This window comes from Subdoligranulum sp. APC924/74, from assembly GCF_003324125.1.
Classification (GTDB): domain Bacteria; phylum Bacillota; class Clostridia; order Oscillospirales; family Ruminococcaceae; genus Gemmiger; species Gemmiger qucibialis.
Map to the genome: position 1 here is coordinate 1 of NZ_PSQF01000017.1, position 26,892 is coordinate 26,892.

The following is a 26,892-nucleotide window of genomic DNA, read 5'->3' on the forward strand; positions in this document are numbered from 1 at the left end:
GCTTCGGTTCGCTGTTTCCGCCACTGGCGGCGCTCACCTTTGCAGCATCCAGTATTATCTGCGCTTTTGGCTTAGCATCTGCCGTGCCTCGCTCGCCGTATCGGCACTTAGAATTGTGCGGTATTGCCTTAACGTAAAATCCGGCTGCATTTCTAGAAATAGACTATATTTTCGACTTTTCAGATACACCCCAAGGCCATATTAACACAATTTTAATGTTTGCTGGCAATACTGCATGTATTATAGCAGGCTTGCCGAAAAATGCAACTGGTCCCGCCGGGTATGCCGTACACTTTGGTCACTTTATGCAAAACTGCGGCGGTTTTTGCAGCAGGTTCACCTGTTTTTACCCGCCAAAAAGCAAAGCGCGCACAGCCCTTTGTTCAGGCCATGCGCGCCGGATGGATATTTCTTTATTCTATTTTAATTATACATCCTGCAGTTCACCGCGGGAAGATGCTTTCAGGTAAGCATAGATGAAACCGTCCAGGTCGCCATCCATCACGGCCTGCACATTGCCGCTTTCATAGTTGGTACGGTGGTCCTTGACCAGGGTGTACGGCATGAACACATAACTGCGGATCTGGTGGCCCCAGGCGATTTCATTCTGCACACCCTTGATGTCATCCACCTTATCCTTGTGCTGCTGCAGAGCGATCTGGTACAGCTTGGCTTTCAGCATTTCCATGGCGTACTCACGGTTCTGCAGCTGGCTGCGCTGGGTCTGGCAGGAAGTGACAATGCCGGTGGGCTTGTGGATCAAACGCACAGCGGAAGACGTTTTGTTGATGTGCTGGCCGCCTGCACCGGAAGAACGGTAAACCTGCATTTCAATATCCGCCGGGTTGATCTCGACTTTAATATTGTTATCCAGTTCCGGCATAACCTCCAGGCTGGAAAAGCTGGTCTGGCGGCGGGCGTTGGCATCAAACGGGCTGATGCGCACCAGGCGGTGCACGCCGTTTTCACTTTTCAGCATACCGTAAGCGTTGGCACCCTTAATCATCATAGAAGCGGACTTGATACCGGCTTCATCGCCTTCCAGCACATCCAGAACTTCCACGGTGTAGCCGTGGGCTTCGGCCCAGCGGGTGTACATACGGGTCAGCATCTCGGCCCAGTCCTGTGCTTCGGTGCCGCCGGTGCCTGCATGGAAAGTCAGGATAGCGTTGGAATGGTCGTACTCGCCGTTCAGCATGGTCATCAGCTGCAGTTCGTCAATGGATTTCTCCACGCCGTTCACAGCTTCTTCACCTTCTGCTGCCAGAGAGGGATCATTTTCTTCCTCAATCATTTCCAGCAGGGTCTGGGCTTCCTCGTACTGGGTGGAAAGTTTGCCGAAGCGCTCCAGCTTATTTTTCACTTCGCCCATCTCGCCGATGACTTTCTGGCTTTTTTCCTGGTCATCATAAAAACCGGGCAACGTCATCTGGTGTTCCAGCTCTGCCAGGCGCTTTTCGCTCGCTTCAATGGAAAGGGCATCGCGCAGGTCGTTTACCGCAGTTTCCAGCCCGCCGAGCTTAAATTTCAATTCGTCAATGGTGATCATATTTGCTACCCCTTGGTCAATCATTAAAAATAAAGATACGCATAAATCAAGATGCTATCAGTATAACGCAAATCTTATTTCTTGTAAAGAGGTATAAAACACACGGCATGATCTGCACGTTACAGGCATGCAGATTAAAATCGGCTTCTACTTTTTTTGATACACACCAGCTATCGACAGGCCAAAATCTGCAAATATTCTGCAAAAATCCGCTTTCTGCCCGCTTATTCACGAAAAGTTCTTTGCTTTCCATGGACATATGGTGTATAATATGGCTAAATTATTTCGTTTGCGCCTTTTTGGCCGCAGCGGAACAAGATGGATGGGCAGGATAACACTCCCCCACCCTGAAAATTCGGAGGACCACACATGGCTGATTACAAGGGCAATACCTGCCCCGTATGCAAACAAAAATTCAAAGAAGCAGATGATATCGTTGTCTGCCCGGACTGCGGCACACCGTACCACCGCGAATGCTGGAAAAAGGTCGGTGTCTGCGTGCATCAGGCAGACCACGCTGCCGGGTTTGAATGGACCCCGGACAACGTGATTTCCGACCGGCCGGATGATATCGTCTGCCCCAACTGCGGCACCCATAACCCGCTGGGCGCAAAATACTGCAACCACTGCGGCGTTTCGCTGCCGGACCACCCGGATAACGTGCAGTACCAGCAGGATCACCCCGCCCCCGGCGGCAACGGCCCGGTGTACGCCAACGGCAGCTACCAGGCCGGCGGCGCCCCGCAGTATCGCCAGGCACCGCGCCAAGAACAGGCACCCGACCAGGACTTTTTCAGTGCAGGCAGCATGGGGCCGGATGGCTTTACCTGCAAGGAAGTCGGCCCCGATGACCCGATTGACGGCATCAAGGCGCGGGACTGGGCCAGCTATGTTGGGCCGTCCAGCATTTATTATATGATGCAGTTCTTCCGCATGCAGGAAACCCGGCGCAAGGCAGTCATCTCGTTCTCCGCCTTTTTCCTTGGGCCTTTCTATTTCTTCTACCGCAAAATGTGGAAGCAGGGTGTTCTTTTTGCGCTGCTGGATTTTATTGTGACGCTGCCCTCCCTGCTGTACCTGATGGCGGTATCCGGTGCGGAGTGGATGGTGGGTATGCCGTTTTTGCGGCTAATTCCCACGGCCATGCAGGTATGCTATGTGCTGAACTTTATCCAGATGGTTATTCGCGGCCTGTTTGCTGTGTACTGGTATAAAAAAGAAAGCGAACGCCGCATTCACCGCGTTTATGACCGCTGCCCCGAAGGCCCGCAACGCAGCGATGCCCTGGCCGCAACCGGCGGCACCAGCTGGGCAGCCGTTTTTATCTACCTTGGTGTTTACATCGCAGCCGGGGTTCTGGGATCTTTCCTGATGGGACCGGACCTGAACGCCGTAATCCGGTTTTTGACGATGTAAAAATATGAAGAAGTAAGGATAAGCGATATTTCAGGAGGAAAATGTATGAAAACAGCATTGGTCATTATGGCAGCCGGCATCGGCTCCCGCTTTGGCGGCGGCATCAAGCAGCTGGCCGCTGTCGGCCCCAACGGCGAGATCATCATGGATTACTCCATCCATGATGCCATCGAAGCCGGGTTTGACAAGATTGTCTTTATCATCCGCCACGACATTGAGGAGGCTTTCAAGGAAGCCATCGGCAACCGCATTGAAAAGACCTGTGCCGACCTGGGCATTGAGATTGCCTATGCTTTCCAGGAGAAGGACGCCATCCCCGCCGGGTACGAAGTTCCCGCTGAGCGCAGCAAGCCCTGGGGCACCGGCCAGGCAGTTCTGGCCTGCAAGAATGTCATCAAGGAGCCGTTCGCCGTTATCAATGCTGACGACTACTATGGCAAGGAAGCTTTTGTCCAGATTCACAACTTCCTGCAGGGCTACACCCCGGACAAACCGAACGCCCTGTCCATGGCCGGCTTTGTTTTGAAGAACACCCTGAGCGACAACGGCGCTGTGACCCGCGGTGTCTGCCAGATGAACGCCGAAGGCTACCTGACCGATGTTGTGGAGACTTCCGGCATTGAAAAGACCGCTGACGGCGCTGCCGTTGAGGGCAAGGCCATTGACCCGGAGAGCCTGGTTTCGATGAATTTCTGGGGCCTGACACCGGAGTTCGTGAAGGTGCTGGAGGACGGTTTTGTGGAGTTCTTTGAGAAGAGCGTTCCCGCCAACCCGCTGAAGGCCGAGTACCTGCTGCCCATCTATATTGGCGAGCTGCTGGAAAAGAATGCCGTGACCGTTCAGGTGCTGCCCACCCATGACAAGTGGTTCGGCGTTACCTATAAAGAGGATAAGCAGACCGTGATTGACAGCTTTGCCAAACTGGTGGCCGATGGCGTTTACCAGAAAAACCTGTTCAGCGACCTGAAGCACTGAGCCCGCCCGTTGCAAACCGAATGAAATAAATCAAAGGGGTGAATCCCGGAGCCAGAGAATGTGCGAACCGCACAGAAATCTTTCCGCGGGTTCACCTCTTTTGATTGAAAACTACAAAAGCATGGGATTTTGCACCATGGAAAGTGAGGGTAAAATGCGGTATCGTAAATGTAGGAGGGATGTACAGATGCCGAAACAAAACATCGAAGCCGTGAACATTTCCGCAATGACTGCCGAACAGCGTGATGCCGCACTTGCCCTGGATGTGGAGCGCCTGCTGCGCTTTGGCCGCAAACACAAGCTCATCAAGGAGCTGGATGCCATTGTAGCCCGCAACACCCTGCTGGATCTGCTGGGTCTGGCCCAGCCCAGCGAGGAAAATGTGCCCAAAGAGGATTTTGACACCCCCGCTGCCCTGCTGGACGAGATGGTGGAGCTTGCCGCCGCCAAGGGCCTGTTTGACGGCAGTGTGCCGCAGTACCGCATCAACTTTGAAACCCGCATGATGGGTGCCCTGATGCCGCGCGAAAGCGAAGTCTGCCGCAAGTTCCGCAAACTGTATGCCAAGGGCGGCCCCAAAGCTGCCACGGACTGGTTCTATGATCTGTGCGTTGTGTCCAACTACATCCGCACGGCGCAAATTGCCAAGAACATCCAGTGGAACACGGCCACCCCTTACGGTGAGCTGGAAATTACCATCAACCTGACCAAACCGGAAAAAGACCCCAAAGTGATTGCCATGGAGCGGCTGCAGCCCGCTGCCAGCTACCCCAAGTGCATGCTGTGCAAGGAGAATATCGGCTATGCGGGGCGCATCAACTTCCCTGCCCGCCAGACCCATCGCATTGTGCCCATGAACCTGGCCGGTGAAACGTTCTATCTGCAATACAGCCCCTATGCCTATTTCCATGAGCACTGCATCATGCTGAACGACAGCCACAAGCCCATGGAGATGGACCGCCATACCCTGGCTGAAATTTTTGACTTTGTGGCACAGTTCCCCCATTACACCTGCGGTTCCAACGCTGACCTGCCTATTGTAGGCGGCAGCATCCTGAGCCACAGCCATTTCCAGGGCGGGCGCTATGTCTTCCCCATGCAGAAAGCGCATATCGCCGTACCGCTGCGCAACGTGCGCTACACCGGCGTGAAAGCCGGTATCGTCAACTGGCCGGTTTCCACCGTGCGCCTGGTGGGCCGCAGTTCCCAGGAAGTGCAGAATGCCGCGGACGACATCCTGCGTACCTGGCGTGATTACAGCGATACCAGCGTAGATATCATCGCCCACACCGGCGATACCCCGCACAACACTGTCACCCCCATTCTGCACTATGATGAGAATGACGGCTACATTCTGGACCTGGCGCTGCGCAACAACCGCACCACCGAACAGTATCCGGACGGCATCTTCCACCCGCACAAGGAATACCACAACATCAAAAAAGAGAATATCGGCCTGATTGAGGTAATGGGCCTGGCCATCCTGCCCGCCCGCCTGAAAGATCAGAGCGCCGCCATTGCCGATATCCTGACCGGTTCCGCCCCCAACACCAGCCGCGAAGCTGGCAGCCCGCTGGCTGTACACGCTGACTGGATCGATGGTCTGATCAAAAAGTACGGCACCGGCCTGAAGCGTGAAAAAGCTGAGGCTGTTCTGCGGGATGAGATCGGTATTGTGTTCAGCCATGTGCTTGAAAACGCCGGTGTCTTCAAGCAGGATGCCGCCGGGCAGGCAGCTTTCCTGAAATTTATGGAAAGCGTTGGTTACCGTAAGGCATAAAATGCGCGTTCCCGCCAAAAGCGGCAAAATATTTTTGATATCCTGCAAAATACACCTTGACAAAAGGTGATTCTGCTTGATATAATAAGTTGCTGTGTCAAGCAAGACACACATCCTTGCCCTTGCGTAAAGGCAAGGGCCTAAAGTCCAAAAGGAGGTGCACAGAAAATGGCTAAGTATGAAACCATGTTGGTTACCAGTTCTGCTCTGGATGAGGAGGCTTCCGCTGCCCTGATCGGCAAGTTCAAGTCCCTGATCGAAGCAAACGGTACGATCGATTCTGTCGATGATTGGGGCAAGCGCCGTCTCGCCTACCCCATCGAAGACGAAACCGAGGGCGTTTATACCGTGATCAAGTTCACCAGCGAGCCGGATTTCCCCGCAGAGCTGGATCGTAACTACCGTATCACCGAAGGCGTTCTCCGCAGCATTATCGTTGCCGAGGAAGCCTGATTGAGCGCCACGCACCCTGGTGTGCGTGTTGGGAAGGAGTAACTGAATTATGCTGAATGTGGTTGTTCTTATGGGCCGCCTTGTTGCGGATCCGCAGCTGCGCCAGACGACGACCGGCAAAAACGTGGCTTCGTTCCGCGTTGCCTGTGACCGTGGGCGCCGCGATGCCAATGGCCAGAACCAGGCCGACTTCTTTGATGTTGTCGCCTGGGACCGCTCCGCTGAGTTTGTCTGCCGTTATTTCCAGAAAGGTTCCATGATTGCCATTGATGGCCGTCTGCAGAGCCGTAACTATCAGGATAAGAGCGGCAACAACCGCACTGCGATCGAGATCGTGGCCAGTAACATTAATTTTGTTACTCCCAAATCCCAGAATCCCGCTGCTGGTATGGGCGCGCCGATGGCGTCCGCTCCGATTCCTGCAGCACCGGCTGATTATTCCCGTCCCGCAGCGCAGCCCGCTGCTCCCGCCTATTCGGCTGGCAGCAACGATGACTTTGCACTGATTGAGGACGAGGGCGATTTGCCGTTCTGAATCGATTATACCAATTTTACAAGGAGGTAACCGGATCATGGCTATGGATCGTTCTTCTCGTCCGATGCATCGCGGCCGCAAAAAGGTTTGCAGCTTCTGCGTTGATCGCATCGACCGCATTGATTACAAGGATCTGCCCCGCCTGCGCAAATACGTCAGCGAGCGTTCCAAAATCATTCCCCGCCGCGTCACCGGCACTTGCGCTTTCCATCAGCGCGAGCTGACCGTTGCTATCAAGCGTGCTCGCCATATGGCTCTTATGCCGTACGTCAGCGATTGATTTTAACGGCTGCTGAATAAGCACAGCAATCCCCCGCCGCTCAGGCTGCAAGGCCTGCGGCGGGGGATTTTTGTTTGGTTGATTTTTTATAAATAATAATGAATAGAGAATAAAGAATCATGTTGGTGCGCCGCCCGCGGCGGCGCGAATAAAAGCGGCCCCGGCACAACAGGTTGTCTTTCCTGTAATGCCGGGGCCTTAGGTTTATTCTTCTGCCGTTGCTATCACGGTGCTGCTGTTGCAGCAGGGTCTGTGCTGTCCGCCCAGTTGGGCTGTTCGGAGGGTGTGGGCGATGAATCCACCGCAAACGCATCGTTGCGTGCCCCGGCGATATACACCGTCACAACAGTCTCATCTGCATCAAACTTGGTGCCTTTGCTCACATCGCATTTTACAACGCAGTTCTCTGCGTACTGGCCATCGTTTTCAATGATCTGCATGCTATAGTTGATGCCGGATTCATCCAGCTTTTTGCTGGCGTTGTTCTGCGTCCAGCCGATGATGTCCGGCATTTCTACCAGCATGGGGCCTTTGCTGACTACTAACTGGATGGTGGGTGCCTGTTCCGTGACCAGCGTTCCGGCCACCGGCTCCTGCCTGATGACGCAGCCCTCCGGTACAGTGGAGCTGAAATCCTCCGTCATGGCAATGCGGTAATGGGTATACAGCGTGTTATTTTTGATATCGGTCTTATAGTTCTTTCCCACAAGGTCCGGGTAAACTTCCACATCACTGTTGGTCGTGCTGGAAGCCGATGTGCCGGTGGATGCCGCACTGGAAACTGCCGGTTTTGTATCGCTCCCCTTGCCGCCTTTCAGCAGACTCCACAGCAACAGCACCACCAACACAAAGATGACCACCATGGAAGCCGCCAGAATCTTTTTGGTGGATACCTGGTTTTCGCCTTTTTCAAACATGGCGTTCGCCACGGTGGGATCAGTCAAGGCGCTCATCAGCTCCGGTACCGTCTGCATCCGCTTGGCGGGGTCCAGCCGCATGGCGCAGGTCAGCACCTGAGAAAAATAGGTCGGCACACCAGATTCCAGGCTGTGGGCGTTCTCCATACTGTCCCGTACCTTGCGCTGCGGGGCTGCCACCGGCACCTGGCCCGTTACCAGTCGGTAAGTGACCGCCGCCAGAGCGTACACATCGGTGTACCGTCCAGAGAATTCCGCCGCTGAATACTGTTCCGGTGCCGCATAGCCGGGGTAAAGCTGGCTTTTCAGCTCGCTGCCTGCCGTGCGCAGGGCCAGCGTGCCATACCCGGTCAGCCGGGCGGCACCGTCAATGGGCAGCAGGATGTTATCCGGGCAGATGCCACGGTGGATCAGCCCGGCCTTGTGAAGCAGGGCCACCCCCTCCATCACGGGCTGCAACAAGGTTCGGGCCTCCACGGGGGTCAGGGTGCGGGCGCGCAGTTTGAGGTAATGGGTCAGGGTCATGCCCTTCTCGGTTTCCTCCACCGCGTATACGGTGTTGTTTTCTTCCATCACATCCAGAATCTGCGAAAGGCCGGTTGCCGGGGTGATGCGGTGCAGGTCATCGTACAAATCTTTGAAATCCATCCGGCTGGTTTTGAACAGCACTTCCCGGCCCTCTTTGGGCATCAGGTCGCCATCCGGGCTGCGGCCATTGCACAGCGTTACCGGGAAATACTCTTTGATCAGCACAAACCGACGTTCATCATTATCCACACCGCGGTAGCACAGGCCGTCGCCGTCGGCGCTCTGGTATTCACCCACGGTGTAATGCCCGCCCAGTTGGGTGCCAAGGGGCAGCGCGCCTTCGGGGTTATGGTTTTCCAGGGACTTGCCGCAGTTGGGGCAGCTGCCATGGTAGCCGCTGCGCACGGGTTCCAGGCAGTGCGGGCAAAGGGGAAGTTGGCTCATAACATGGCTCCTTTGTGTAAAAAGAAGGCGCGTAAAAACCGAAATATCCGGCTTTTGCGCGCCTCCTTAAACATTCAAGCTCAAACCTTGGCTGCCAATCAGCGGTCCAGGTCTTCTTCATTCTCCAGGGTAGTCCATGCGTTCTGCACGTCGTCGTCATCGTCCAGTGCGTCCAGCAGCTTGCCCATGTTGACCAGCTGATCCGGATCGGTCAGGGCGGTGGTGGTGGAAGGAACCTGTGCCACATCGGCAGAAATGAACTTATAGCCCTTTTCTTCCAGTGCGTTGCACACAGCGGTGAAGTTATCGGGATCAGTGGTGACCTGTGCAGCCTCTTCGCCTGCATCAAAGTCCTCGGCACCGGCATCCAGAGCATCCATCATCAGCTGGTCGGGGTCGGCATCTTCCAGGTCAACCACGATCACACCCTTCTGGGTGAACATGAAGCCAACGCAGCCCATCTGGCCCAGGTTGCCGCCAAACTTATCAAAGTAATGGCGCATGTTGGCAGCGGTACGGTTGCGGTTATCGGTCAGGGTTTCGACCATAACGGCAATGCCGCCGGGGCCGTAACCTTCATAGGTAATTGCTTCGTACTCGGTCTTATCGCCGCCCTCGGCGCGCTTGATGATGCGCTGAATGTTATCATTCGGCACACTGTTCGCCTTAGCCTTAGCAATCAGGGCTGCCAGCTTGGAGTTGGAAGCGGGGTTGCCGCCGCCTTCCTTAACGGCAACAGCGATCTCGCGGCCGATCTTGGTGAAAACCTTGGCACGGGCGCCATCGGTCTTTTCTTTCTTGCGCTTAATGTTATTCCATTTGCTATGTCCGGACATGAAAATCCCCCTAAAAAATTGATGTGTAACCGCACATTGAAGGCGGTAAGATTCCCGCACTTTGCGCAAAGTGCGCGAACCGACAAATTACATTAGTATAGTATAGCACATTTCTATGCCGTTTTCAATGTTTTGGCGGTGTTTTTCTGGATGTATTTGAAAACAAAAGCGGCAAACGTTTTGTAAATGCAGAACGAACTTTTTTCAAGTGCTAACCATGTTGACGGAAACGGGGCTATGGTTGCAGCTTTCCCTTTCCGCTTTTATGTCTGCACTATTTTTACGGTCATTTCAGGTTGCGCAGAGCTTTGGGGTAATGGTTCTTAATGCGGCCCCCGCTGGCCTTGCCCCCGCCGAGGGGGAAGCCATCCACCAGCACAGCACACCAGCCGTTCTGGGCGGTTTGGGCTTCGATCTCTTCCCCGCGCAGCCACGCTGCGGTGCGCGGATCCGCCAAGGTCAGCTCCTCGCAATTGGTGCACTGGGCACCGTAAGCCATAAACAGCGCGTGGGCCGGTTCAAAGCGCCCTTTTGCCGCGCGGCCCGCGGGCACCCCGGCGCGCAGCACATGCAGCTTTGCCGCGGGCAGCAGGGCGGGCGGCTCCAGCAAAAAGCCGTCCCCCACTACTGCAATGGGCTGGCCCACCAATGTGGGGAAAAGCTCTTTGGCAAAGCTCTGCCACGCCTGCAATGCCTTGGCATCCACACGGGGTGTTTTGCCGCCTTTTCCTTTACCGTTTTTGCCGCACGGCAGTTCCACCGCCGGGGCATCCGCCGCCTTTTGCAGTTTGGCCATAAAATGGCCCTCGCCGCCATCACAGGGCCAGATGCGGCGGCAGTATTCTGCCTGTAACGGATAGTCCCCTGTCCGGTTGGCTTCACCGGGCTGGCCAAAGCCGCAGCCGGAAAGATCACACAGGGTAAACTCCGGATGCCTTGCCAGGAAAGCTGCGATCTGCCCTTCATCTTCCCCCGGCGCAAAGGTGCAGGTGGAATAGACTAAAATTCCGCCCGGCGCCAGCATGGCCGCGGCGTTTTCCAGAATCTCTGCCCCCAAAGCGGCGCAGCGATCCAGCAGGGGCTGGTCATACTGGGTCACGGCAACGCTTTCCTTGCGGAACATCCCCTCGCCGGAACAGGGGGCATCCACCAGAATGCGGTCAAACTGGCCGGGGTACGCGGCAGCCAGGCGGGCGGTGTCCTCGTTGGTCACAATGGCGTTGGTCACGCCCATGCGCTCCAGATTCTGGCGCAGAACTTCGGCGCGGGCAGCCACAAACTCGTTGGCCAGCAGCACGCCATGCCCGGCCAGTGCGGCAGCCAGCTGGCTGGTTTTGCCGCCCGGCGCAGCGCACAGGTCTGCCACCCGCATACCGGGGTGCACATCCAGCAGCGCAGCCGGGGCGCTGGCGCTGGGTTCCTGCGCATAAAAGGCTCCCGCATGGTGGTAGGGGTGGCGGCCGGGTTTCCAATCCGGCTGCGGCACCACAAAAGCGGACGCGCAAAACGGCGATGCTTCCAGTGGGAAATCCGCCAGCGCAGCAAACTGCTGCGGCGTACAGCGCAGGGCATTCACGCTGGCCCCACGCACCGCCCCCTGCCCCGGATAGGAAAACATTGCATCAAACCGCGGGCCAAGCAGGGCGCGCTCCCGCTGAACAAACAGTTCCGGCAGTTGTGAAATTATCATGGATCAACCTCCATTTTGCATATCAGCGGCAAGGCTGGGCAGACTATTGGCAGAGCCGGTGGAACCCGGCCCCAAATTGCTTTTTTGATTTTGAAAGGAGTACCCGCATATGGCACGCAGCACCAACGAACAGAACAAGACCCAGAACTGCAATACCCGCAAGGCCAGCCAGAAAGCTACCCAGAGTACCACGCAGAAAACCACCAATTCCACCACAGACTGCGGCTGTGGCTGCGGCACCAAGGGCAAGGACGACGGCAGCAAAAAGAAGTGATGCTTTGCCCTGAAAAGCCAGATGCATATTGAAAAATTTGGCTTCAAAACGCATTTTTAAGGTTATGCACAGGGCAAGCGGCCGCGGGCGAACGATGTCTGCCCCTACGGAGCGCTATTTGGCAGTCTAAGGCAGTGCTATATCAACAGCACTGCCTATTTTATTGTGCCGCCACGCAAAAAGCCGGTGCCGTTTGCTGGGCACCGGCTTTGTTGCAGCTTGTGTTTCTGCGCACAGACACTTATTGTTCCGGGGTATAATTTTTCCAGATCGTTTCAAACAGTTCTTCGATCCGGTCATCCCGGCCCATCAGGTGCAGCCAGCCCAGCAGGCACTCAAAGCCTGTGGAGGCGCGGTATTCCTGCGCGGTGGCATGCTTGGCCACGCTGGCTTTGCTGGCATTTTTGCCGCGGCGCAAAATGTTCTGCTCTTCCTCGGTCAGCATCGGCTCAATAAGGGCAAGCTCCTGGTTCTGCGCGTGGGCAGATACATAATGCGTTGCCACGCTGTGCAGCCGACCCGGCTGCAGGCGGGATGTTTCCACCAGACGCTGGCGGACCAGCAGTTCCAGCACGGCATCCCCCGCAAAAGCCAGCGCCAGCGGTGACATTTCGTGGATATCAATTTCCGGGTGTGCTTCAAATAACATGGCGTGCCTCAATAAACGTAATCGAACTCGTATTCGCCGATCTTGATGGTATCGTCCTCTTCCACGTTCTGGCGGACCAGCTCATCCAGAATACCGGAATCGCCCAGCTGGGTCTGGAAATACTGCAGGCTTTCATAGTCCTCCACGTTGGTACCGGCCAGAATACGCTCCAGCCAGGGGGCGTCCACGGTAAACTCGTGGGCACCGGTGCGCTCCACGGTAAAGGGTCTGGTGAGGGCATCAACCAAGCTGGGTTTAACGTACTCTGCCTCAAACACCTTGACCGGCGGCAGCTCTTTCAGGCGGCTGTACACCAGGGCAGGCAGGGCATCCACCCCCTGGCGGGTTGCGGCGGAGATGGGCACAAAGGTCAGCCCCTTGGCTTCCACAAACTGCTTGAATTCTTCTACCTGTTCGGGGGTTGCGATATCACACTTGTTTCCCAGAACAATCTGCGGGCGGGTAGCCAGATCTGCGGAGAAGCCCTCCAGCTCGTGGTTGATCTGCTCAAAGTCCTCCTTGGGGTCGCGGCCCTCGCAGCCGGAAACATCCACCACATGCAGCAGCAGGCGGCAGCGCTCCACATGGCGCAGGAAGTCATGGCCCAGACCAACGCCATCGGCAGCACCTTCGATCAGGCCAGGGATATCGGCGCAGACAAAGCTCTGTTCCGGGCCAACGCGCACAACGCCCAGAACGGGGGTCAGCGTGGTAAAGTGATAGTTTGCAATTTTGGGGCGTGCCGCGCTGATGGTGCTGATCAGGGTGGACTTGCCAACATTGGGGAAGCCGATCAGGCCAACATCCGCGATCACTTTCAATTCCAGAGTCAGGTGCATATCCTCACCGGGCAGACCGGGCTTGGCAAAGCGCGGGATCTGACGGGTGGGGGTGGCAAAGCGGGCATTACCCCAACCGCCGCGGCCACCCTTGGCCACAACCACCGGGGCATCGCCGGAAAGATCTGCCACGACCAGGCCGGTCTCGGCTTCTTTCAGCACGGTGCCGCGGGGCACGCGGATGACCAGGTCATCGGCATCCTTGCCTTTCTGGCGGGCACCGCGGCCATTTTCGCCATCGGGGGCGGTATACTTGCGCTTATAGCGGAAGTCCATCAAGGTGGACAGGTTTGGGTCCGCCTGGAACACGATATTGCCGCCGCGGCCGCCATCGCCGCCGTCCGGGCCGCCAGCCGCGACGAACTTTTCACGGTGGAAGCTGACCGCGCCATCGCCGCCCTTGCCGGCGTGCAGCCAGATGGTTGCGACATCAATAAAATTACTGGTACTGGGCATGTGTTACCTCCTTTAGGGGGTGTTGCAAATACAAAGAATCGAGAATAATGAAACATGATGGTGTACCGCCAATGGCGGCACAGAATCGGATATTAAAGATTGGATTGATTGGTTAGTCTATGATTTTATAATATAGTGTGTACGCAGAATGGCGGGAATATTTTCTTTTTAGGGTACGCATCTGGGCATCGTTGTCGGAACGGTCGAGACCGTTCCCTACATCGCTTTTTATGACTAGCCGCAAACATTAAAAATATTTGTAGAGCAGGATGCCCTCACCCTGCCGTAGAGAGACCTTGCTTATCGCTGCAAACATTGCAAAGGGTTTGTAGGGGTTTTGCAATCGGCCCTCTATCTTGCTACTCTTTTGCCACGTTTCCCCGCCTGTTCTCGCCTTTGGGCAAAAGAAAAGAGCGAGCCGCACGGCCCGCCCTTAAAAGGTTACTTACTGCTTGACAGTGCAGCGCTTGCGGTCACGGCCAACGCGCTCGAAATGAACGCGGCCATCAACCAGAGCGTACAGGGTGTCATCGCTGCCGATGCCGACGCCCTCACCCGGATGGATGTGGGTGCCGCGCTGACGGACCAGAATGTTGCCGGCCAGAACAAACTGACCGTCGCCGCGCTTAACGCCGAGGCGCTTGGACTCGGAATCACGGCCGTTCTTGGTAGAACCTACGCCTTTCTTATGTGCCATTGTGCTTAACCTCCTTAGCCGTTGATCGCGGTGATTTCCACCTTGGTGTAGGGCTGACGATGGCCCTTGCGAACCATGCTGCCCTTCTTGGGACGATAGGTGATGATGTTGAGCTTCTTGCCCTTGCCGTTCTTGATGACCTTGCCGACAACGGTAGCGCCTTCAACAACGGGAGCGCCAACCTTAACAGCGCCCTCCTCGCCAACGGCCAGGACTTTTTCGAAGGTGACTTCGCTGTCAGCCTCAGCGTTCAGCTTCTCAACAAAAATGCTGTCGCCAACTTTGACGCTGTACTGCTTGCCACCGGTCAGAATAACTGCGTACATGTGATAACCTCTTTCAATAAGTCTCGCTGGATGCGGGGCGGCGTGCAAATGCACACACTTGCAGAGCCCATGCCATGCGGCTTAATTATCATACCACATGCGCCCGGTTCCGTCAAGATACTTTTTGAAATAATTTCAAATAGCAACGCCATTTTGCATGGCGGCAGCCTGGGTGGTGTTCTTCATCAGCATGGCACGGGTCATGGGGCCAACGCCGCCGGGCACCGGGGTGATGTAACCCGCCACGGCGCTTGCTTCCTCAAAGTTCACATCGCCGTGCAGCTTGCCGTCCGCACCGCGGTTGATGCCGACATCGATCACCACGGCGCCGGGCTTGACCATATCGCCAGTCACAAAACCAGCGCGGCCAACGGCTGCAACCAGAATATCCGCGTTGGCGCAGATTTCTTTCAGGTTGGCCGTGTGGGAATGGCAGACCGTAACGGTTGCATTTTTAGCCAGCAGCAACAGGGCTGCGGGCTTGCCCACAATGTTGGAACGGCCGATGACCACGGCGTTTTTGCCGTCAATTTTGGTGCCGGTAGATTCGATCATGCGGATGCAGCCCGCCGGAGTGCAGGGCAAAAAGCAGGGTTGGCCGGTCTGCATACGGCCCACGTTGACAGGGGAAAAACCGTCCACATCCTTTTCCGGCGGGATGGCGTCAATCACGGCGTGCTCATCGATCTGCTTGGGCAGCGGCAGCTGAACCAGAATGCCGTTTACGGTTTTGTCGGCTGCCAGCTCTGCAATTTTGGCCAGCAGTTCTTCCTGGGTGGTGGTTTCCGGCATGCGCAGTTCCAGGCTCTTGATGCCGCATTCGCCGCAGTCCTTTACCTTGCCGCGCACATACACCTGGCTGGCGGGGTTTTCGCCCACCAGAATCACAGCCAGGCAGGGTTCGATGCCCTTGGCTTTCAGGACCGCTGCTTCGGCGGCAGCTTCGGCTTTGGTTGCGGCCGCAAGGGCCTTTCCGTCAATGATCTGTGCACTCATCTTTGCATTCCCTCCTGTGGTTTTCAGGTGCAGGATGCACCTAAACGTTACTCCCCTGCTTCGTCCTCCGGGGCCGGGGCTTCCGGCGCTTCGGCGGGCTGCTGGGGTTCGGCTACCACATTCCCCTCTTCTATCGCTTCACCATTGTCACTATTATCTTCCACTTTTTCCGCTTCGTCAAGGTCAAATTCCTCCAGGCGGCGGTTCATGGCGGCAGTGGCCTGAACAAATTCGTGATGGGACGCACTTGCGGGCAGTTCATCCACCACAAAATAAGTTCCGGCGGCATCCAGTTTTTTCAGGTTGCTCACCTGCAGCGGCACCATCAGCTGCGCGCCCTTAAATCGCTGCAACCCGGCCACCAGCAGCACCACCGCCGTGGCCACAGACACCAGTGCCACCAGCTGGCTGGTGCGCAGGGTGGAAGTGACCATCAGCGCATCGGTGCGCAGACCCTCGATCCAGTAGCGGCCCAGGCCGTACCAGATGATGTAGAGCAGAAACAGTTCGCCGTTAAAGCGGCGCTTTTTGATATGGCTTGCCAGCAGCACAGCCCCCACCAGGCACCAGATGCTCTCGTACAGGAAGGTCGGGTGTACCGGCTGGGTGGGGTCCACAGTAACACCCTCAGCGGCCAGGGTGGCCTGTACGCTGAGCAGGTAGTTATAGGTACCCTCGCTGTACATGCCCCAGGGCAGCGTGGTGTTGCTGCCGAAAGCTTCCTGGTTGACAAAGTTGCCCCAGCGGCCCACGCCCTGACCAATCAGGAAGCATATCCCAACCAGATCAAAGAGCGGCAGGATGGGAATGCGGCGGATCTTGGCCATCAGGCCGCCAAACACAAATGCGCCGATGACCGCGCCGTAAATGGCAATACCGCCCTGGCGGATATCGATCATCTGCCAGATGCTTTCATACTTGAACGGCGCAAACACAATATAATAAATGCGCGCGCAGACGATTGCCATGACCGCGCCCACCAGGATCACATCGATCAGGCGGTCGGAGTTGATGCCGAAATCATCCGCATTGCGGAAAGCAAACAGCATGGCAAGCACCATGCCCGCGGCGATGATCACACCGTACCAGTAAATGTTGAAACCGCCAATGCTGAGCGCAACGCGGTTGATGGTAAATTCCAGCCCAAGGCCGGGAAACTGAACATCAAAAGACATCTGCCATTACACCTCATTCCTTCGGGTCGATCTGGATATAGGCGCTGTTTTCTTCCAGCAGCATGGTTTGCAGTGCCTTGTTCACATCGTCAACGGTCAAAGTGGCCAGCGCTTCAATTTCATCTGCCAGGGTGCGGCCTTTCAGGAAGGCCATGCCCATCTCCTCGGCGGCATCGTCCACGTTCTCCACATCAGCCAGCATTTCGCCGTACATCTGGTTTTTGACCAGGGTAAACAGCTCCGGGTCTACGCCGTTTTGGCGCAGGCGGGCAATTTCATTCCGCACCATCTGGGCAACCTCACGCGGGGTCTCACTTTCACCGGTAAAAGCGATGATGCAGGCTCCCTCGGTGGAAAGATAATCGCCGCTGAACTCCGGGTTGACCAGCGATTCATCATACAGCTTGCGGTACAGATTCGTCAGCCCGCCGCAGATCAGGTCCGGCAGCAGGTCTGCGATGACCTCCATGCGGGTATCGCCGCGGTTGATGGCGGCTTCCTTGTAGCCAAGGGCAAAGCAGGGCTTGTTGACCGGCATGGTAAAGGTGGTTTCTTTGTGCTGCACCGTATCGGCTTCCTGCGGGAAGATGGTTTCCACCTGCGGGGGTTCCACTGCGTCATACACACCGTTGCGGCGGCAGGCTTCCACAGCCTGATCCAGCGTGATGTTGCCCGCAACGGAAAGCACCATGTTGCCGGGGCGGTAGAACGCATCGGTGCAGGCGTACAGCAGTTCGGGCGTCAGCTCGGCAATGCTCTGGGTGGTGCCGGCGATATCGTCCCGGATGGGATGGCTTTTATACAGGCAGCGGAACAGTGCGGTCAGCAGCCGCCAATCCGGGCTGTCGTCATACATTTTGATTTCCTGCCCGATGATGCCCTGCTCCTTGGCGATGGTCTCCTTGGTAAACCAGGGATGACCGACCATGTTGAGCAGAATATCCAGGTTTTCATCCGTCATGTCGGTTGCGGTAAAAATATAGCAGGTGCGGTCATAGCTGGTAAAAGCGTTTGCCGCAGCGCCAGTTTTGGCATACAGGTCGAATGCATCGCCCTGCTCGGATTCAAACATTTTGTGTTCCAGAAAGTGCGCGGTACCGGCGGGCAGCTGGATCCGTTTGCCGTTAAGGGTAAATTCCCGCACAACGGAGCCAAAGTTGGTGGCGTACATGGCGTGTACCGAGCTGTAGCCCGGCATAGTGCGGCACAAAACCGTCAAGCCGCTGGGCAGGGTCACGCTCTGGCAGTTGACCGCCCCCGCGGCTTTTTCCCGGATGGCAGCCGGGCTGTGTTCTGCGTGTTCCATCATGCGTTTTCTCCCTCCCCTTTTGCTGTCAGCGTGTAGCCAACAGAGTAATGGTAACTCTGCAGCACTTCGCGCACTTCGTCCGCCGTAACGGCGTTGGTCAGCACCTTGCCGTATTCCGGCGGGGCCAGCGCTTCGTCACGCAGGATCTGGCCATAGTACCAGCTTTCCAGTCCTCCGAGGGAATCTCCCAGCGAATCCAGGCTGGAAAGCAGGCTGCGGCGGCAGTCGTCCATTTCCTGTTCGGTGATAGGGCCGGTGCACAGGTCGTTCAGTTCTTTCAGGATCGCAGCTTCGGCTTGGGCTTCGCGGCCCGGCTCCACGCCGGAATCCACCATCATCACACCGGTGGCGCGCAGAGCGCTGGAACCGCAGTAATAGCAAAGGCTCTGTTTTTCGCGCACATTGCGGAACAGGCGGCTGGTGGTGGAGCCGCCAAACACGCTCATTGCCATCCGCATCACGGTAATGCTGGGCAGGTCCTCCGGCGTGCCGCGGGTAAACAGCATACACAGCTTGGCCTGGGTCAGGCCGGGGATTTCCTCGCTGAAGTGCTGGGTTTCAATAATGGGCATGGCCAGCGGCATGGCAAAGCGCTGGGGGCTGCGGGCAGCGCCAGCCAGCTTTTGCAGCAGCAGCTCTTCCACCAGGGCGGGATCCGCCCCCTGCACCATCACATCAATGGATGCCAGCGAAAGGATGCGGTCATACTCGGCTTTCAGAGTCTGGGGCGTTACGTTGGGCAGGTCACTTTTGTAGCCGCCCAGCTCAATGCCTGCCGGGGAATCGCCGTAAAATTTGCGGCGGGCCTGGCGCACACAGTACAGGCGCTTATTGTTGAACTCGGCATCCAAGCGGCGGGCCAGGGATTCTTTTTCAATGCGCACAGCCTCCGGGTCAAACACACCATCAATCAGGTACGGCTCAAAGATGGTACCAAAGGCGATATCGGCATATTCACGGGTCAGATTCTCACCGTCAAGGGCAAAGCGATCCTTGATGCCGCAGATGTCCACCGTCAGCACGCGGTCAATTCCGGCGCTGCTCTGGTCCACGCCAAGGTCAGCACCGTACAGCCGCGCCAATTTGCGGGAAAGCTCCGTCATATCCGGGCAGCCCGCATAGCCGCGTTCCAGCACCAGCGGCAGCACAGCGGCATCCGTTGCGCTGCGGCGCAATGCCGGGTAGCGCAGATGGATGGTAATGCGGCAGCGGTTAAATTTTTCGGCATCCAATGTGGTGATAAATACACCGGGAGCCAGTTTTTTACGTTCCAAATCAGTATCCTCCGAATTTCTTCCGAATTCCTCGGATGATGGGTCCCGCCCTTAAAACGATGTGCGGCGTTTGCCGGTCATGGCGGCAACGTCCAGGGCCAAAACCGTGGTGTGTTCCACCATTTCCGGCTCAAAGGGCAGGTCCGGGCAGTGGTAATGCTGCATCAGCGCCTGCAGGGCGGTCAGCTTTTCCCCGCCTTCCACAAAGCGGACGGTCCCGCGGCCAATGACGCTCTGGTAGTTCATGCCATAAGTGCAGGAGGTTGCCCCGCCGCTTACGGTGCCGGGGCAGTCAGCTTCAAAGCTCACATTGGGGTCAGCGCGCAGCAGGTCCAGCTTGGTGCCAACGGGGGCACAGTGGAAATACAGCGTCAGGCTTTGCGGCCCGGCGGCCATACCAAAGTTCAGCGGAACAAGGTACGGCACGCCGGATGCCGGGTCGTTGATGGCAACGCGGCAGACGGGGCACTGTTCCAAAATGGCAAGTTGGCCCTCCAGGTCCGCCACTTCACGATCCTTACGGCGCATTACGCTTCCTCCTTTGCGGCAAAATAGGCAATGCTTTGCTGGGCAGCGGTTTCGATCAGGTCTGCCAGCTCCTGCAATGTACCAAACTTGCGCACAGCGCACAGGTAGTGGTGGAATTCCAGCACCGGCGTCTGGCCATAGGTATCGCCATGGTAGCCCGGCACATAGGTTTCGCAGGTAACAGGGGCGTTGGCGGCATCCACGGTGGGGCGGCGGCCAATACCGGTTGCGGATGGCCACCAGCGGCCATCCAGCCAGATGCGGGTCAGGTACACGCCGGTGCAGGGCTGCAAAGCGTCTGCGGGATAGTTCTGGTTGATGGTGGGTTTGCCCAGCTTGGAGGTGCCGATGCCCTTGCCGTGGCGCACCGGCCAGTCAATGCAGTAGGGCGCCCCCAGCATGGCGTTGGCATCCTCGATGCGGCCTTCCTCCAGCGCGGCACGGATGCGAGTGGAGGAAACCGTCTGCCCGCCGTATTGTGCCATGTCCACAATGGTCACGGCGATGCCCAGCGGGGCGCACAGCTCCTTCAGGCGGTCCACATTCCCGGCGGCATATGCGCCAAAGGTAAAGTTATCGCCGCAGAACACCGCCTTGGCGGCAAAGCATTCCACCAGAATTTTGTTGACGAAATCTTCCGGGCTTAAGCTGCGGAAGGATTCAAACGGGGGTTCCATATAGGCGGTAATGCCCAAAGCGGCAACGCGGGCATGCTTTTGCCCAGCGGACAAGATACGCCCGCCCTTGAGCGACTGCCCGCCCGGCAGGCTGAAGGTAAAAGCCGCGGGGGTCAGGCCGTGGGCCGCGGCGTATTCCACCGCTGCCCCCAGCACACGGCGGTGCCCAAGGTGAACACCGTCAAAATAGCCCAAGGCCACGGCGCTGCCGTTGGGTGCGCCCACCGGGGCCAGTGTATTCAAAATATTCATGGTAGTTGGCATACTTCCTGTTGTTGAGCGGACAGCGGTTCTGCCCGTTGCGGTTTGGGTGCAGGCGTTCACGCCCGCTCGCAGAAGATCTTTTCCACCTGCAGCACACCCTGCGTCACGTTGGCAAGCCCCAAAAAGGTACCTGCGGCATCATACACGCGGTATTTGCCGTCCTGTGCGCGGTAGTGGCTGGTGGGGCAGCCGTTGAAGAGGTGCTTTTTCACTGCATCGTCCACCGTCAGGGCTGGCAGCGATGCAAACACGTGTTCCACCGGCAGCAGCCATCCACTTTGCTGCAGGGTACCTGCTTCGGCAGCGGCCAGGATTTCCGGCAGGGTGTGGCATTCCTCAATCTTGAACGCCCCGGCGCGGGTGCGGCGCAGTGCCGCCAATGTGGCGGGCACGCCCAAAGCTGTACCGATATCCTCCGCCAGAACGCGGATGTAGGTGCCCTTGGAGCAGCTGACTCGGATGGTATAATCCCCCGGTGCCGGGCTGCCCAGGTAGGTAATCTCATAAATCGTGATGGGGCGCGGGGTGCGCTCCACCGTCTGGCCTTTGCGGGCCGCCTTGTACAGCGGCTGGCCGTTGATCTTGACCGCTGAATACATCGGCGGCAGCTGCATCTGCCGGCCCATAAACCGCGGCAAAACGGCTTTCAGCTCTGCTTCACCCACCGTAACAGGAGCGGTTTCCAGCGCAGTGCCGGTCACATCGCCGGTATCGGTGCGCAGGCCAAGGCGAATGGTGGCTTCATAGGTTTTATCATGGTCAGGCTGGCGATCCGCCGCGGCGGTGGCATTGCCGATAAACACGGCGAGCACACCAGTCGCCATAGGATCCAGTGTGCCCGCGTGCCCCAGCCTGCGCGTTCCCAGCGCACCGCGCAGCTTGGCCAGCACATCAAAGCTGGTCCAGCCCGCAGGTTTATCAACTGGGAGAATGGCACAAGTATTCATTGGGGTTTTCCTTTTCAGTTTATTGTGCTGCATTCGGCAGCAGCACCCAGCTGCGGTGCCAGCCTTGCGGCGGCAAGCAGACGGTGCCATCTTGCAGGTTTACAGGCGTGTGCCGCATCCCCGTGTGCTGCGCGTTGTGGTGCAGCTGGCCTTCAACCAGCGTCCTGATCCAGCAAGCCGCAGCGCTGCAACTCCTTGCGGACTTCCTCCAGCACGGCATGCTTGGCGTTATCCAGGTTGCCGCTGATCTCGCACCCGGCTGCGCGGGTATGGCCGCCGCCGCCCAGGCGGCGCGCAATGTTGCAGGCATCAATGCTGCCCGATGTACGCACGCTGATGCGGAAGCTGCCATCCCGCTGCTGGCGGTAGGTCAGGCCAACCTCCACGCCTTCAATGGAGCGCGGCAGGCTGGTCAGGTCCTCCAGCTCGGCACCCGCCACGCCGGAAGATTCGATCTGGTCCCAGGTCAGGCAGATCACGGCGCACAGGTCGTTGAAATAATATTCCAGGCTTTCCATCGCCATGCGTTCCGCAGTTATGCGGGCATGGGAGCGGGATTCAAACAGGCGGGCATTCAGTTTTTCCACATCGGCACCGGCTTCCATCAGGCGGGCCGCCGCCATATGGGTGTGGGGCGTGGTACTGGCAAACTTAAAGCAGCCGGTATCGGTTGCAATGCCGGTATACAGGCAGTTGGCGATCTGCGGCGTAATGGTCACGCCCATATCCACGATCACATCCAGCAAAAACTCGCAGGCCGCGGCGGCGCCGGGGTCCAGCAGGGTTTCATAGGCATAGCCGCTGTTGCTGGCATGGTGGTCAATGCAAAGGTTGGTATGGGCGGCATACTGCGGCACATTGTTATTTTCACCAAAAAGCTGGATGCTGGCAACATCCACCGCCACCACAAATGCAGGGTTAAAGCTGCCGTCAAACCAGCGCAGCTCCATATAATCATACATTTTGGGGATGGGGTCGCTGCATAAAATCGCGGCGTTTTTGCCCAGCGCCTTGAGCGCAAGATACAGTGCACCGGCGCAGCCGATGGTATCGCCATCGGGGTTTTTGTGGCAAAGGATCAGGATATCGTCCGCGCCGCGCAGACGCAGCACGGCTGTCTGCCGATCCACAGATTCGGTCATAAGGCTCCTCTTTTCTCGGCCGCGATTGGGGGCTATTCCCTCTCCCCCGTTGGTTCCGGCCTTTGGGAAGGCGCAGCTGCAAGCGTAAATTTCAACTGCGCGTTTTGGTCGATGACTGGCTGCAGTACCAGTTAAGATGTATCTGAAAGCAACGAAAATGACAGATATTTCGCAAGCACAAGCAGGATGTAAAGCAAAGAACCGCAGGGATCCTTTGTGTTTTTTAGCGCAAAATCCGGCTGTGTTTGTAAAAACAGACTACATTTTCGACTTTTCAGATACAGTCTGGGCAGGTTATTCCTGCTCTTCCGGTTCTGCCTGTGCTGCGGGGTGTGCTTTTTCAATATCCTGCAGCAGCTGGTCAATGTGCACTGCGTAAGCAGCGCTGTCATCCTTGGTAAACACAAAGCGCGGGGCTTTGCGGATGTGCATGCGGCGGCTGACTTCGGTGCGGATATGGCCCGAAGCTTTGTTCAGGGCTTTCACCACCGGGTCGGCGCCGCCTTCGCGCCCCATCACACTGATGTACACCTTGGCGACATCCAGGTCCGGGGTAACATCAAGCCGGGTCACAGTCAACAGACCACCCGAAACGCGGGGGTCCTTCATTTCGCCGATAATGGCGATCAGCTCGCGTTTCATATCCTGTGCCATACGGCCATGGTTTTTGCTTGGCATAACTTTACCTCATAAAGCCCCCTGCGGGGCTTGTCAAACAAGCGGGAACGGCTCAATGCCGGATCAATCGCGGTATTCTTCCAGCTTGAAGCACTCGAATACGTCACCCTCTTTGACGTCGGAGAACTTCTGCAGGGTGATGCCGCATTCATAGCCTTCGGCCACTTCCTTGGCGTCATCCTTGAAGCGCTTCAGGGATGCAATGGCATCCTCGCAGATGACGATACCGTCACGCACCAGGCGCAGCTGGGCATCGCGGGTGATCTTGCCAGAAGTAACACGGCAGCCGGAAACAGTGCCAACGCTGGAAATCTTGTAGACCTGGCGAACCTGTGCTTCGCCCAAGGCGACTTCGCGCACCTTGGGAGCCAGCATACCCTTCATAGCATCGGAGACATCGTTGATGGCATCGTAAATGACGCGGTACATACGCATTTCAACACCGGCCTGCTCGGCTTCGGCCTTGGCAACAGCGTCCGGACGGACATTAAAGCCGATGATGATGGCGTTGGAAGCATCGGCCAGAGAAACATCGGACTTGGAAATCGCACCAACACCGGCATGGATGACGCGCACGCGCACTTCCTCGTTGCTGAGCTTTTCCAGGCTCTGTTTCACAGCTTCGGCGCTGCCCTGAACGTCAGCCTTGACAACAATGGGCAGTTCCTTCATATCGTTCTGGGCCATCTGATCAAACAGGTTATCCAGGGTGACCTTGGTGTAAGCAGCAAACTGCTTTTCCTTGGCTTCGGTGGTACGCTTGTCAGCCAGTTCACGGGCCAGGCGTTCATCCTCAACAGCCTCGAAGATATCGCCGGCGGTGGGCACTTCAGTCAGGCCGGTGATCTCCACAGGGGTGGAAGGACCGGCGGATTCGATCTCAACGCCCTTATCATTGCGCATGGTACGCACACGGCCAACGGCGGTACCGGCAATCAGACAGTCGCCCTTGTGCAGGGTGCCGTTCTGAACCAGCAGGGTGGCAATGGTGCCCTGGCCCTTATCCAGGCGGGCTTCCACAACGGCACCCTTGGCGCGGCGGTTGGGGTTGGCTTTCAGCTCCATGACCTCTGCTTCCAGGACAATGCGTTCCAGCAGGTCCTGGATGCCTGCGCCAGTAGCGGCAGACACGGGGATGCAGGCAGTTTCGCCGCCCCAGTCTTCGGGCACGATCTCGTACTTGGTCAGCTGTTCCTTCACGCGCTCCGGGTTAGCGGTCGGCTTATCCATCTTGTTGATGGCAACGATCAGCTTGACGTTGGCAGCCTTAGCGTGGTTGATGGACTCGATGGTCTGGGGCATGATGCCGTCATCGGCAGCAACGACCAGAACTGCGATATCGGTCATATCCGCGCCGCGGGCACGCATGGCGGTAAAGGCTTCGTGGCCCGGCGTATCCAGGAAGGTAACGGGGCTGCCGTTTACATTGACCTGGTAAGCGCCGATGGCCTGGGTAATGCCGCCGGCTTCGCCTGCGGTAACGTTAGTGGAACGGATGCGGTCCAGGATGGAAGTTTTGCCGTGGTCAACGTGGCCCATAACAACAACGACCGGCGGACGTTCGACCAGCTGATCGGCGCTGTCCTCTTCCTGGGTGAACAGGCGCTCTTCGATAGAAACATGAACTTCATGCTCCACCTTTGCGTGGAATTCCTCTGCGATCAGGGCGGCGGAATCGAAATCGATCACATCGGAAGCAGCGTGCATTTCGCCCATCTGCATGAACTTGGCAACAACCTTGGCCACGTTCTGCTTCAGGCGGGTAGCCAGCTCGCCAACGGTGATCTCATCGGGGATGGAGATCTTGAGCTGGGCGTTGCGGGCCTTTTCCAGCTGGATGCGCTGCAGGCGCTCGGCTTCGGTTTCACGGCGGCGGCCAAACTGCTGGCCGCGGCGGTTATTGCGGTTGTTGAACTTTTCTTTTTTGCCGGTGGGGGCGTTCTTGCGCTTGCTGGGCATATTGCGGCTGTCGGCCAGGTCATCATAGCGTGCGCTGAACTTATCCACGTTCACATCCACGGTGCGGGTATCCACAGACACCTGGGCGCGGTCAACCTTGACCTGCTCGGTGGCGACGGGCTCCTTGATGCCGGTCTCGCTGGCCAGCTCCTGCATCGTCACGCGCTTTTCGCTGCGCTTTTCGGCCTGCTTGTTATCATTGCGCTTATCATTGCGCTTTTCCTGCTGGGCCGGTTTGGGCTGTGCTGCCTTGGGCTGCGCATTCTGGGCGGGCTTGGCCTGCTCCGCTTTCGGCTCTGCCTTGGGGGCTTCCGGCTGCTTGGGCTGCTTGGGCTGGGGCTTAGCGGCCTCCGGCTTCGGCTCTTCTTTTTTCGCCTGGGGCTTTGCTTCGGGCTTTTTGGTCTCCTGCTTGACGGGCTGCGGCTCCTTGCCGGATGCCAGATACTCGCCCAGGTCCTTGACGGCGGTTTCGCGGGTCAGGGCTTCCATCAGGGCGTTGACCTCGTTTTCTTCAAAGGTCGCGCCCGTCTTGCGGGTCTCGCCGGTCAGCTCCGCAAAAGTCTCGATAACCTTTTTGGTGCTGATGCCAAAATCTTTTGCAATATCCGTAACTTTGTATTTGAAATCAACCATTGGCTGAATCCTCCTTCACTTGCTTTTTGAGGTAGCCTGCACACAGGTGTGCAAGGTTTTCGTCCGTAACCGCAAATACGGCAGCAGGCTTTGGCGTAAGCATGCGCAGGTCCTCGCCTTTCAGCGGCATCACCGCGCAGGGGATCACCCCGCGGCAGGTATCCTGCATATGCTGCGTGGTGCGCTTGCTGGCGTCGCAGGCCAGTAGCACCAGGCATGCCTTGCCCCGCATCACAGCTTCTTCCACACGGTCATAGCCGTGCAGCAGCTTGCCGGCTTTGCGGCAAATTCCCAATGCACCCAACAATGGGTCCTTATCATTCGCCACGGGGCATCGCCTCCTTTACTGCCTGCTCGGCACAGGCCATCTCCTCGGTCAGGCGCTCAAACACCTCATCCGGCACCGGCACCCCAAAGGCATGTTCCAGCCGCTTGGCCTTGCGTGCTTTGGCCAGGCACGCTGCCGACGGGCACAGGTATGCGCCGCGGCCGGAGCGCTTGCCGGTCAGATCCACGCTGACTTCACCTTCGGGGCTGCGCACAATGCGCACCAGTTCTTTTTTCGGTTTTTGGGTGTTGCACCCAACGCACCGGCGCACCGGCACCTTTTTTTGCGGTTTTTGTTGCAAATGGCTGACCTCTTTTCAGTCTCAGCGCCGCATTGCA

Annotated in this window: 27 protein-coding genes; 7 read left to right on the forward strand and 20 right to left on the reverse strand. The window is 57.3% G+C overall.

Features of this window, described 5'->3' with window-relative positions; translation table 11 throughout:
- Positions 1-427: 427 nt before the first annotated feature.
- Positions 428-1,549 carry a peptide chain release factor 2 gene (prfB, locus tag C4885_RS06410; protein WP_113999543.1) on the reverse strand — a complete coding sequence of 374 codons (1,122 nt, stop codon included), beginning with the start codon at positions 1,547-1,549 and terminating at the stop codon, positions 428-430.
- A gap of 369 nt (positions 1,550-1,918) precedes the next feature.
- Between prfB and C4885_RS06415 the strand changes: the two genes are divergently transcribed.
- From C4885_RS06415 to rpsR, 6 genes are all read left to right on the forward strand, one after another.
- Positions 1,919-2,965 (forward strand): RING finger protein, encoded by a 1,047-nt coding sequence (locus C4885_RS06415; RefSeq protein WP_113999544.1) that lies wholly within the window; start codon positions 1,919-1,921, stop codon positions 2,963-2,965.
- Positions 2,966-3,010: 45 nt separating this feature from the next.
- Positions 3,011-3,940 carry a sugar phosphate nucleotidyltransferase gene (locus C4885_RS06420; protein WP_113999545.1) on the forward strand — a complete coding sequence of 310 codons (930 nt, stop codon included), beginning with the start codon at positions 3,011-3,013 and terminating at the stop codon, positions 3,938-3,940.
- 187 nt (positions 3,941-4,127) lie between these two features.
- Positions 4,128-5,720, forward strand: a complete 1,593-nt coding sequence (locus tag C4885_RS06425) for a UDP-glucose--hexose-1-phosphate uridylyltransferase (RefSeq protein WP_371681641.1) — start codon at positions 4,128-4,130, stop codon at positions 5,718-5,720.
- A gap of 168 nt (positions 5,721-5,888) precedes the next feature.
- On the forward strand, positions 5,889-6,173 hold the full coding sequence (gene rpsF / locus C4885_RS06430) for a 30S ribosomal protein S6 (protein ID WP_113999546.1): 285 nt from the start codon (positions 5,889-5,891) through the stop codon (positions 6,171-6,173).
- Positions 6,174-6,222: 49 nt separating this feature from the next.
- On the forward strand, positions 6,223-6,708 hold the full coding sequence (locus C4885_RS06435; protein ID WP_113999547.1) for a single-stranded DNA-binding protein: 486 nt from the start codon (positions 6,223-6,225) through the stop codon (positions 6,706-6,708).
- Between the two features lie 37 nt (positions 6,709-6,745).
- Positions 6,746-6,988, forward strand: coding sequence for a 30S ribosomal protein S18 (gene rpsR / locus C4885_RS06440; protein ID WP_113999548.1), 243 nt, complete (start codon positions 6,746-6,748; stop codon positions 6,986-6,988).
- 224 nt (positions 6,989-7,212) lie between these two features.
- On the opposite strand, the gene C4885_RS06445 is transcribed toward rpsR, so the two are convergent.
- The 3 genes from C4885_RS06445 to C4885_RS06455 form a co-directional block, all read right to left on the reverse strand.
- Positions 7,213-8,877, reverse strand: a complete 1,665-nt coding sequence (locus C4885_RS06445) for a PASTA domain-containing protein (protein WP_113999549.1) — start codon at positions 8,875-8,877, stop codon at positions 7,213-7,215.
- Positions 8,878-8,975: 98 nt separating this feature from the next.
- Entirely contained in the window at positions 8,976-9,713 is a 738-nt protein-coding gene (locus tag C4885_RS06450; protein WP_113999550.1) for a YebC/PmpR family DNA-binding transcriptional regulator, read from the reverse strand.
- A 286-nt stretch (positions 9,714-9,999) separates the two neighbouring features.
- A complete protein-coding gene (locus tag C4885_RS06455; protein ID WP_113999551.1) occupies positions 10,000-11,403 on the reverse strand; it encodes an RsmB/NOP family class I SAM-dependent RNA methyltransferase in 1,404 nt (467 codons plus the stop codon).
- Between the two features lie 109 nt (positions 11,404-11,512).
- Between C4885_RS06455 and C4885_RS16430 the strand changes: the two genes are divergently transcribed.
- On the forward strand, positions 11,513-11,677 hold the full coding sequence (locus tag C4885_RS16430; RefSeq protein WP_158538824.1) for a hypothetical protein: 165 nt from the start codon (positions 11,513-11,515) through the stop codon (positions 11,675-11,677).
- A gap of 241 nt (positions 11,678-11,918) precedes the next feature.
- On the opposite strand, the gene C4885_RS06460 is transcribed toward C4885_RS16430, so the two are convergent.
- From C4885_RS06460 to rnpM, 16 genes are all read right to left on the reverse strand, one after another.
- Positions 11,919-12,326, reverse strand: coding sequence for a Mini-ribonuclease 3 (locus C4885_RS06460; RefSeq protein WP_113999552.1), 408 nt, complete (start codon positions 12,324-12,326; stop codon positions 11,919-11,921).
- Between the two features lie 8 nt (positions 12,327-12,334).
- Entirely contained in the window at positions 12,335-13,621 is a 1,287-nt protein-coding gene (gene obgE, locus C4885_RS06465) for a GTPase ObgE (RefSeq protein ID WP_113999553.1), read from the reverse strand.
- Between the two features lie 445 nt (positions 13,622-14,066).
- Complete coding sequence (gene rpmA / locus C4885_RS06470) at positions 14,067-14,318, reverse strand: 50S ribosomal protein L27 (RefSeq protein WP_113999554.1); 252 nt, start codon at positions 14,316-14,318, stop codon at positions 14,067-14,069.
- A gap of 14 nt (positions 14,319-14,332) precedes the next feature.
- Entirely contained in the window at positions 14,333-14,644 is a 312-nt protein-coding gene (gene rplU / locus C4885_RS06475) for a 50S ribosomal protein L21 (RefSeq protein ID WP_113999555.1), read from the reverse strand.
- Positions 14,645-14,779: 135 nt separating this feature from the next.
- On the reverse strand, positions 14,780-15,640 hold the full coding sequence (folD, locus tag C4885_RS06480) for a bifunctional methylenetetrahydrofolate dehydrogenase/methenyltetrahydrofolate cyclohydrolase FolD (protein WP_113999556.1): 861 nt from the start codon (positions 15,638-15,640) through the stop codon (positions 14,780-14,782).
- A 47-nt stretch (positions 15,641-15,687) separates the two neighbouring features.
- Positions 15,688-16,815 carry a prolipoprotein diacylglyceryl transferase gene (gene lgt, locus C4885_RS06485; protein ID WP_113999557.1) on the reverse strand — a complete coding sequence of 376 codons (1,128 nt, stop codon included), beginning with the start codon at positions 16,813-16,815 and terminating at the stop codon, positions 15,688-15,690.
- 13 nt (positions 16,816-16,828) lie between these two features.
- Positions 16,829-18,124, reverse strand: a complete 1,296-nt coding sequence (gene yfmH / locus C4885_RS06490; protein WP_113999558.1) for an EF-P 5-aminopentanol modification-associated protein YfmH — start codon at positions 18,122-18,124, stop codon at positions 16,829-16,831.
- Complete coding sequence (locus C4885_RS06495) at positions 18,121-19,398, reverse strand: pitrilysin family protein (protein ID WP_113999559.1); 1,278 nt, start codon at positions 19,396-19,398, stop codon at positions 18,121-18,123. Before C4885_RS06495 ends, yfmH begins: the two co-directional genes overlap by 4 nt.
- Before the next feature lie 51 nt (positions 19,399-19,449).
- Entirely contained in the window at positions 19,450-19,926 is a 477-nt protein-coding gene (locus tag C4885_RS06500) for a pyridoxamine 5'-phosphate oxidase family protein (protein WP_113999560.1), read from the reverse strand.
- Positions 19,926-20,855 carry a riboflavin kinase gene (locus C4885_RS06505; RefSeq protein ID WP_113999561.1) on the reverse strand — a complete coding sequence of 310 codons (930 nt, stop codon included), beginning with the start codon at positions 20,853-20,855 and terminating at the stop codon, positions 19,926-19,928. Before C4885_RS06505 ends, C4885_RS06500 begins: the two co-directional genes overlap by 1 nt.
- A gap of 68 nt (positions 20,856-20,923) precedes the next feature.
- Positions 20,924-21,814 carry a tRNA pseudouridine(55) synthase TruB gene (gene truB / locus C4885_RS06510; RefSeq protein WP_113999562.1) on the reverse strand — a complete coding sequence of 297 codons (891 nt, stop codon included), beginning with the start codon at positions 21,812-21,814 and terminating at the stop codon, positions 20,924-20,926.
- 152 nt (positions 21,815-21,966) lie between these two features.
- Positions 21,967-22,956 carry a bifunctional oligoribonuclease/PAP phosphatase NrnA gene (locus tag C4885_RS06515; RefSeq protein ID WP_113999563.1) on the reverse strand — a complete coding sequence of 330 codons (990 nt, stop codon included), beginning with the start codon at positions 22,954-22,956 and terminating at the stop codon, positions 21,967-21,969.
- A gap of 294 nt (positions 22,957-23,250) precedes the next feature.
- Positions 23,251-23,634: a 30S ribosome-binding factor RbfA gene (rbfA, locus tag C4885_RS06520; RefSeq protein WP_113999564.1), complete on the reverse strand. Its 384-nt coding sequence runs from the start codon at positions 23,632-23,634 to the stop codon at positions 23,251-23,253.
- 63 nt (positions 23,635-23,697) lie between these two features.
- Positions 23,698-26,226, reverse strand: a complete 2,529-nt coding sequence (gene infB, locus C4885_RS06525; protein ID WP_113999565.1) for a translation initiation factor IF-2 — start codon at positions 26,224-26,226, stop codon at positions 23,698-23,700.
- Positions 26,219-26,554, reverse strand: coding sequence for a 50S ribosomal protein L7ae (locus C4885_RS06530; RefSeq protein ID WP_113999566.1), 336 nt, complete (start codon positions 26,552-26,554; stop codon positions 26,219-26,221). The genes infB and C4885_RS06530 overlap by 8 nt, the downstream gene beginning before the upstream one ends.
- Positions 26,544-26,855 (reverse strand): RNase P modulator RnpM, encoded by a 312-nt coding sequence (gene rnpM, locus C4885_RS06535; RefSeq protein WP_113999567.1) that lies wholly within the window; start codon positions 26,853-26,855, stop codon positions 26,544-26,546. Before rnpM ends, C4885_RS06530 begins: the two co-directional genes overlap by 11 nt.
- Positions 26,856-26,892 lie beyond the last annotated feature (37 nt).

Coding starts and splice junctions, on each gene's coding strand:
- prfB (WP_113999543.1), bottom strand. CDS start 1,549: ATGATCACCATTGACGAATTGAAATTTAAGCTCGGCGGGCTGGAAACT.
- C4885_RS06415 (WP_113999544.1), top strand. CDS start 1,919: ATGGCTGATTACAAGGGCAATACCTGCCCCGTATGCAAACAAAAATTC.
- C4885_RS06420 (WP_113999545.1), top strand. CDS start 3,011: ATGAAAACAGCATTGGTCATTATGGCAGCCGGCATCGGCTCCCGCTTT.
- C4885_RS06425 (WP_371681641.1), top strand. CDS start 4,128: ATGCCGAAACAAAACATCGAAGCCGTGAACATTTCCGCAATGACTGCC.
- rpsF (WP_113999546.1), top strand. CDS start 5,889: ATGGCTAAGTATGAAACCATGTTGGTTACCAGTTCTGCTCTGGATGAG.
- C4885_RS06435 (WP_113999547.1), top strand. CDS start 6,223: ATGCTGAATGTGGTTGTTCTTATGGGCCGCCTTGTTGCGGATCCGCAG.
- rpsR (WP_113999548.1), top strand. CDS start 6,746: ATGGCTATGGATCGTTCTTCTCGTCCGATGCATCGCGGCCGCAAAAAG.
- C4885_RS06445 (WP_113999549.1), bottom strand. CDS start 8,877: ATGAGCCAACTTCCCCTTTGCCCGCACTGCCTGGAACCCGTGCGCAGC.
- C4885_RS06450 (WP_113999550.1), bottom strand. CDS start 9,713: ATGTCCGGACATAGCAAATGGAATAACATTAAGCGCAAGAAAGAAAAG.
- C4885_RS06455 (WP_113999551.1), bottom strand. CDS start 11,403: ATGATAATTTCACAACTGCCGGAACTGTTTGTTCAGCGGGAGCGCGCC.
- C4885_RS16430 (WP_158538824.1), top strand. CDS start 11,513: ATGGCACGCAGCACCAACGAACAGAACAAGACCCAGAACTGCAATACC.
- C4885_RS06460 (WP_113999552.1), bottom strand. CDS start 12,326: ATGTTATTTGAAGCACACCCGGAAATTGATATCCACGAAATGTCACCG.
- obgE (WP_113999553.1), bottom strand. CDS start 13,621: ATGCCCAGTACCAGTAATTTTATTGATGTCGCAACCATCTGGCTGCAC.
- rpmA (WP_113999554.1), bottom strand. CDS start 14,318: ATGGCACATAAGAAAGGCGTAGGTTCTACCAAGAACGGCCGTGATTCC.
- rplU (WP_113999555.1), bottom strand. CDS start 14,644: ATGTACGCAGTTATTCTGACCGGTGGCAAGCAGTACAGCGTCAAAGTT.
- folD (WP_113999556.1), bottom strand. CDS start 15,640: ATGAGTGCACAGATCATTGACGGAAAGGCCCTTGCGGCCGCAACCAAA.
- lgt (WP_113999557.1), bottom strand. CDS start 16,815: ATGTCTTTTGATGTTCAGTTTCCCGGCCTTGGGCTGGAATTTACCATC.
- yfmH (WP_113999558.1), bottom strand. CDS start 18,124: ATGATGGAACACGCAGAACACAGCCCGGCTGCCATCCGGGAAAAAGCC.
- C4885_RS06500 (WP_113999560.1), bottom strand. CDS start 19,926: ATGCGCCGTAAGGATCGTGAAGTGGCGGACCTGGAGGGCCAACTTGCC.
- C4885_RS06505 (WP_113999561.1), bottom strand. CDS start 20,855: ATGAATATTTTGAATACACTGGCCCCGGTGGGCGCACCCAACGGCAGC.
- truB (WP_113999562.1), bottom strand. CDS start 21,814: ATGAATACTTGTGCCATTCTCCCAGTTGATAAACCTGCGGGCTGGACC.
- C4885_RS06515 (WP_113999563.1), bottom strand. CDS start 22,956: ATGACCGAATCTGTGGATCGGCAGACAGCCGTGCTGCGTCTGCGCGGC.
- rbfA (WP_113999564.1), bottom strand. CDS start 23,634: ATGCCAAGCAAAAACCATGGCCGTATGGCACAGGATATGAAACGCGAG.
- infB (WP_113999565.1), bottom strand. CDS start 26,226: ATGGTTGATTTCAAATACAAAGTTACGGATATTGCAAAAGATTTTGGC.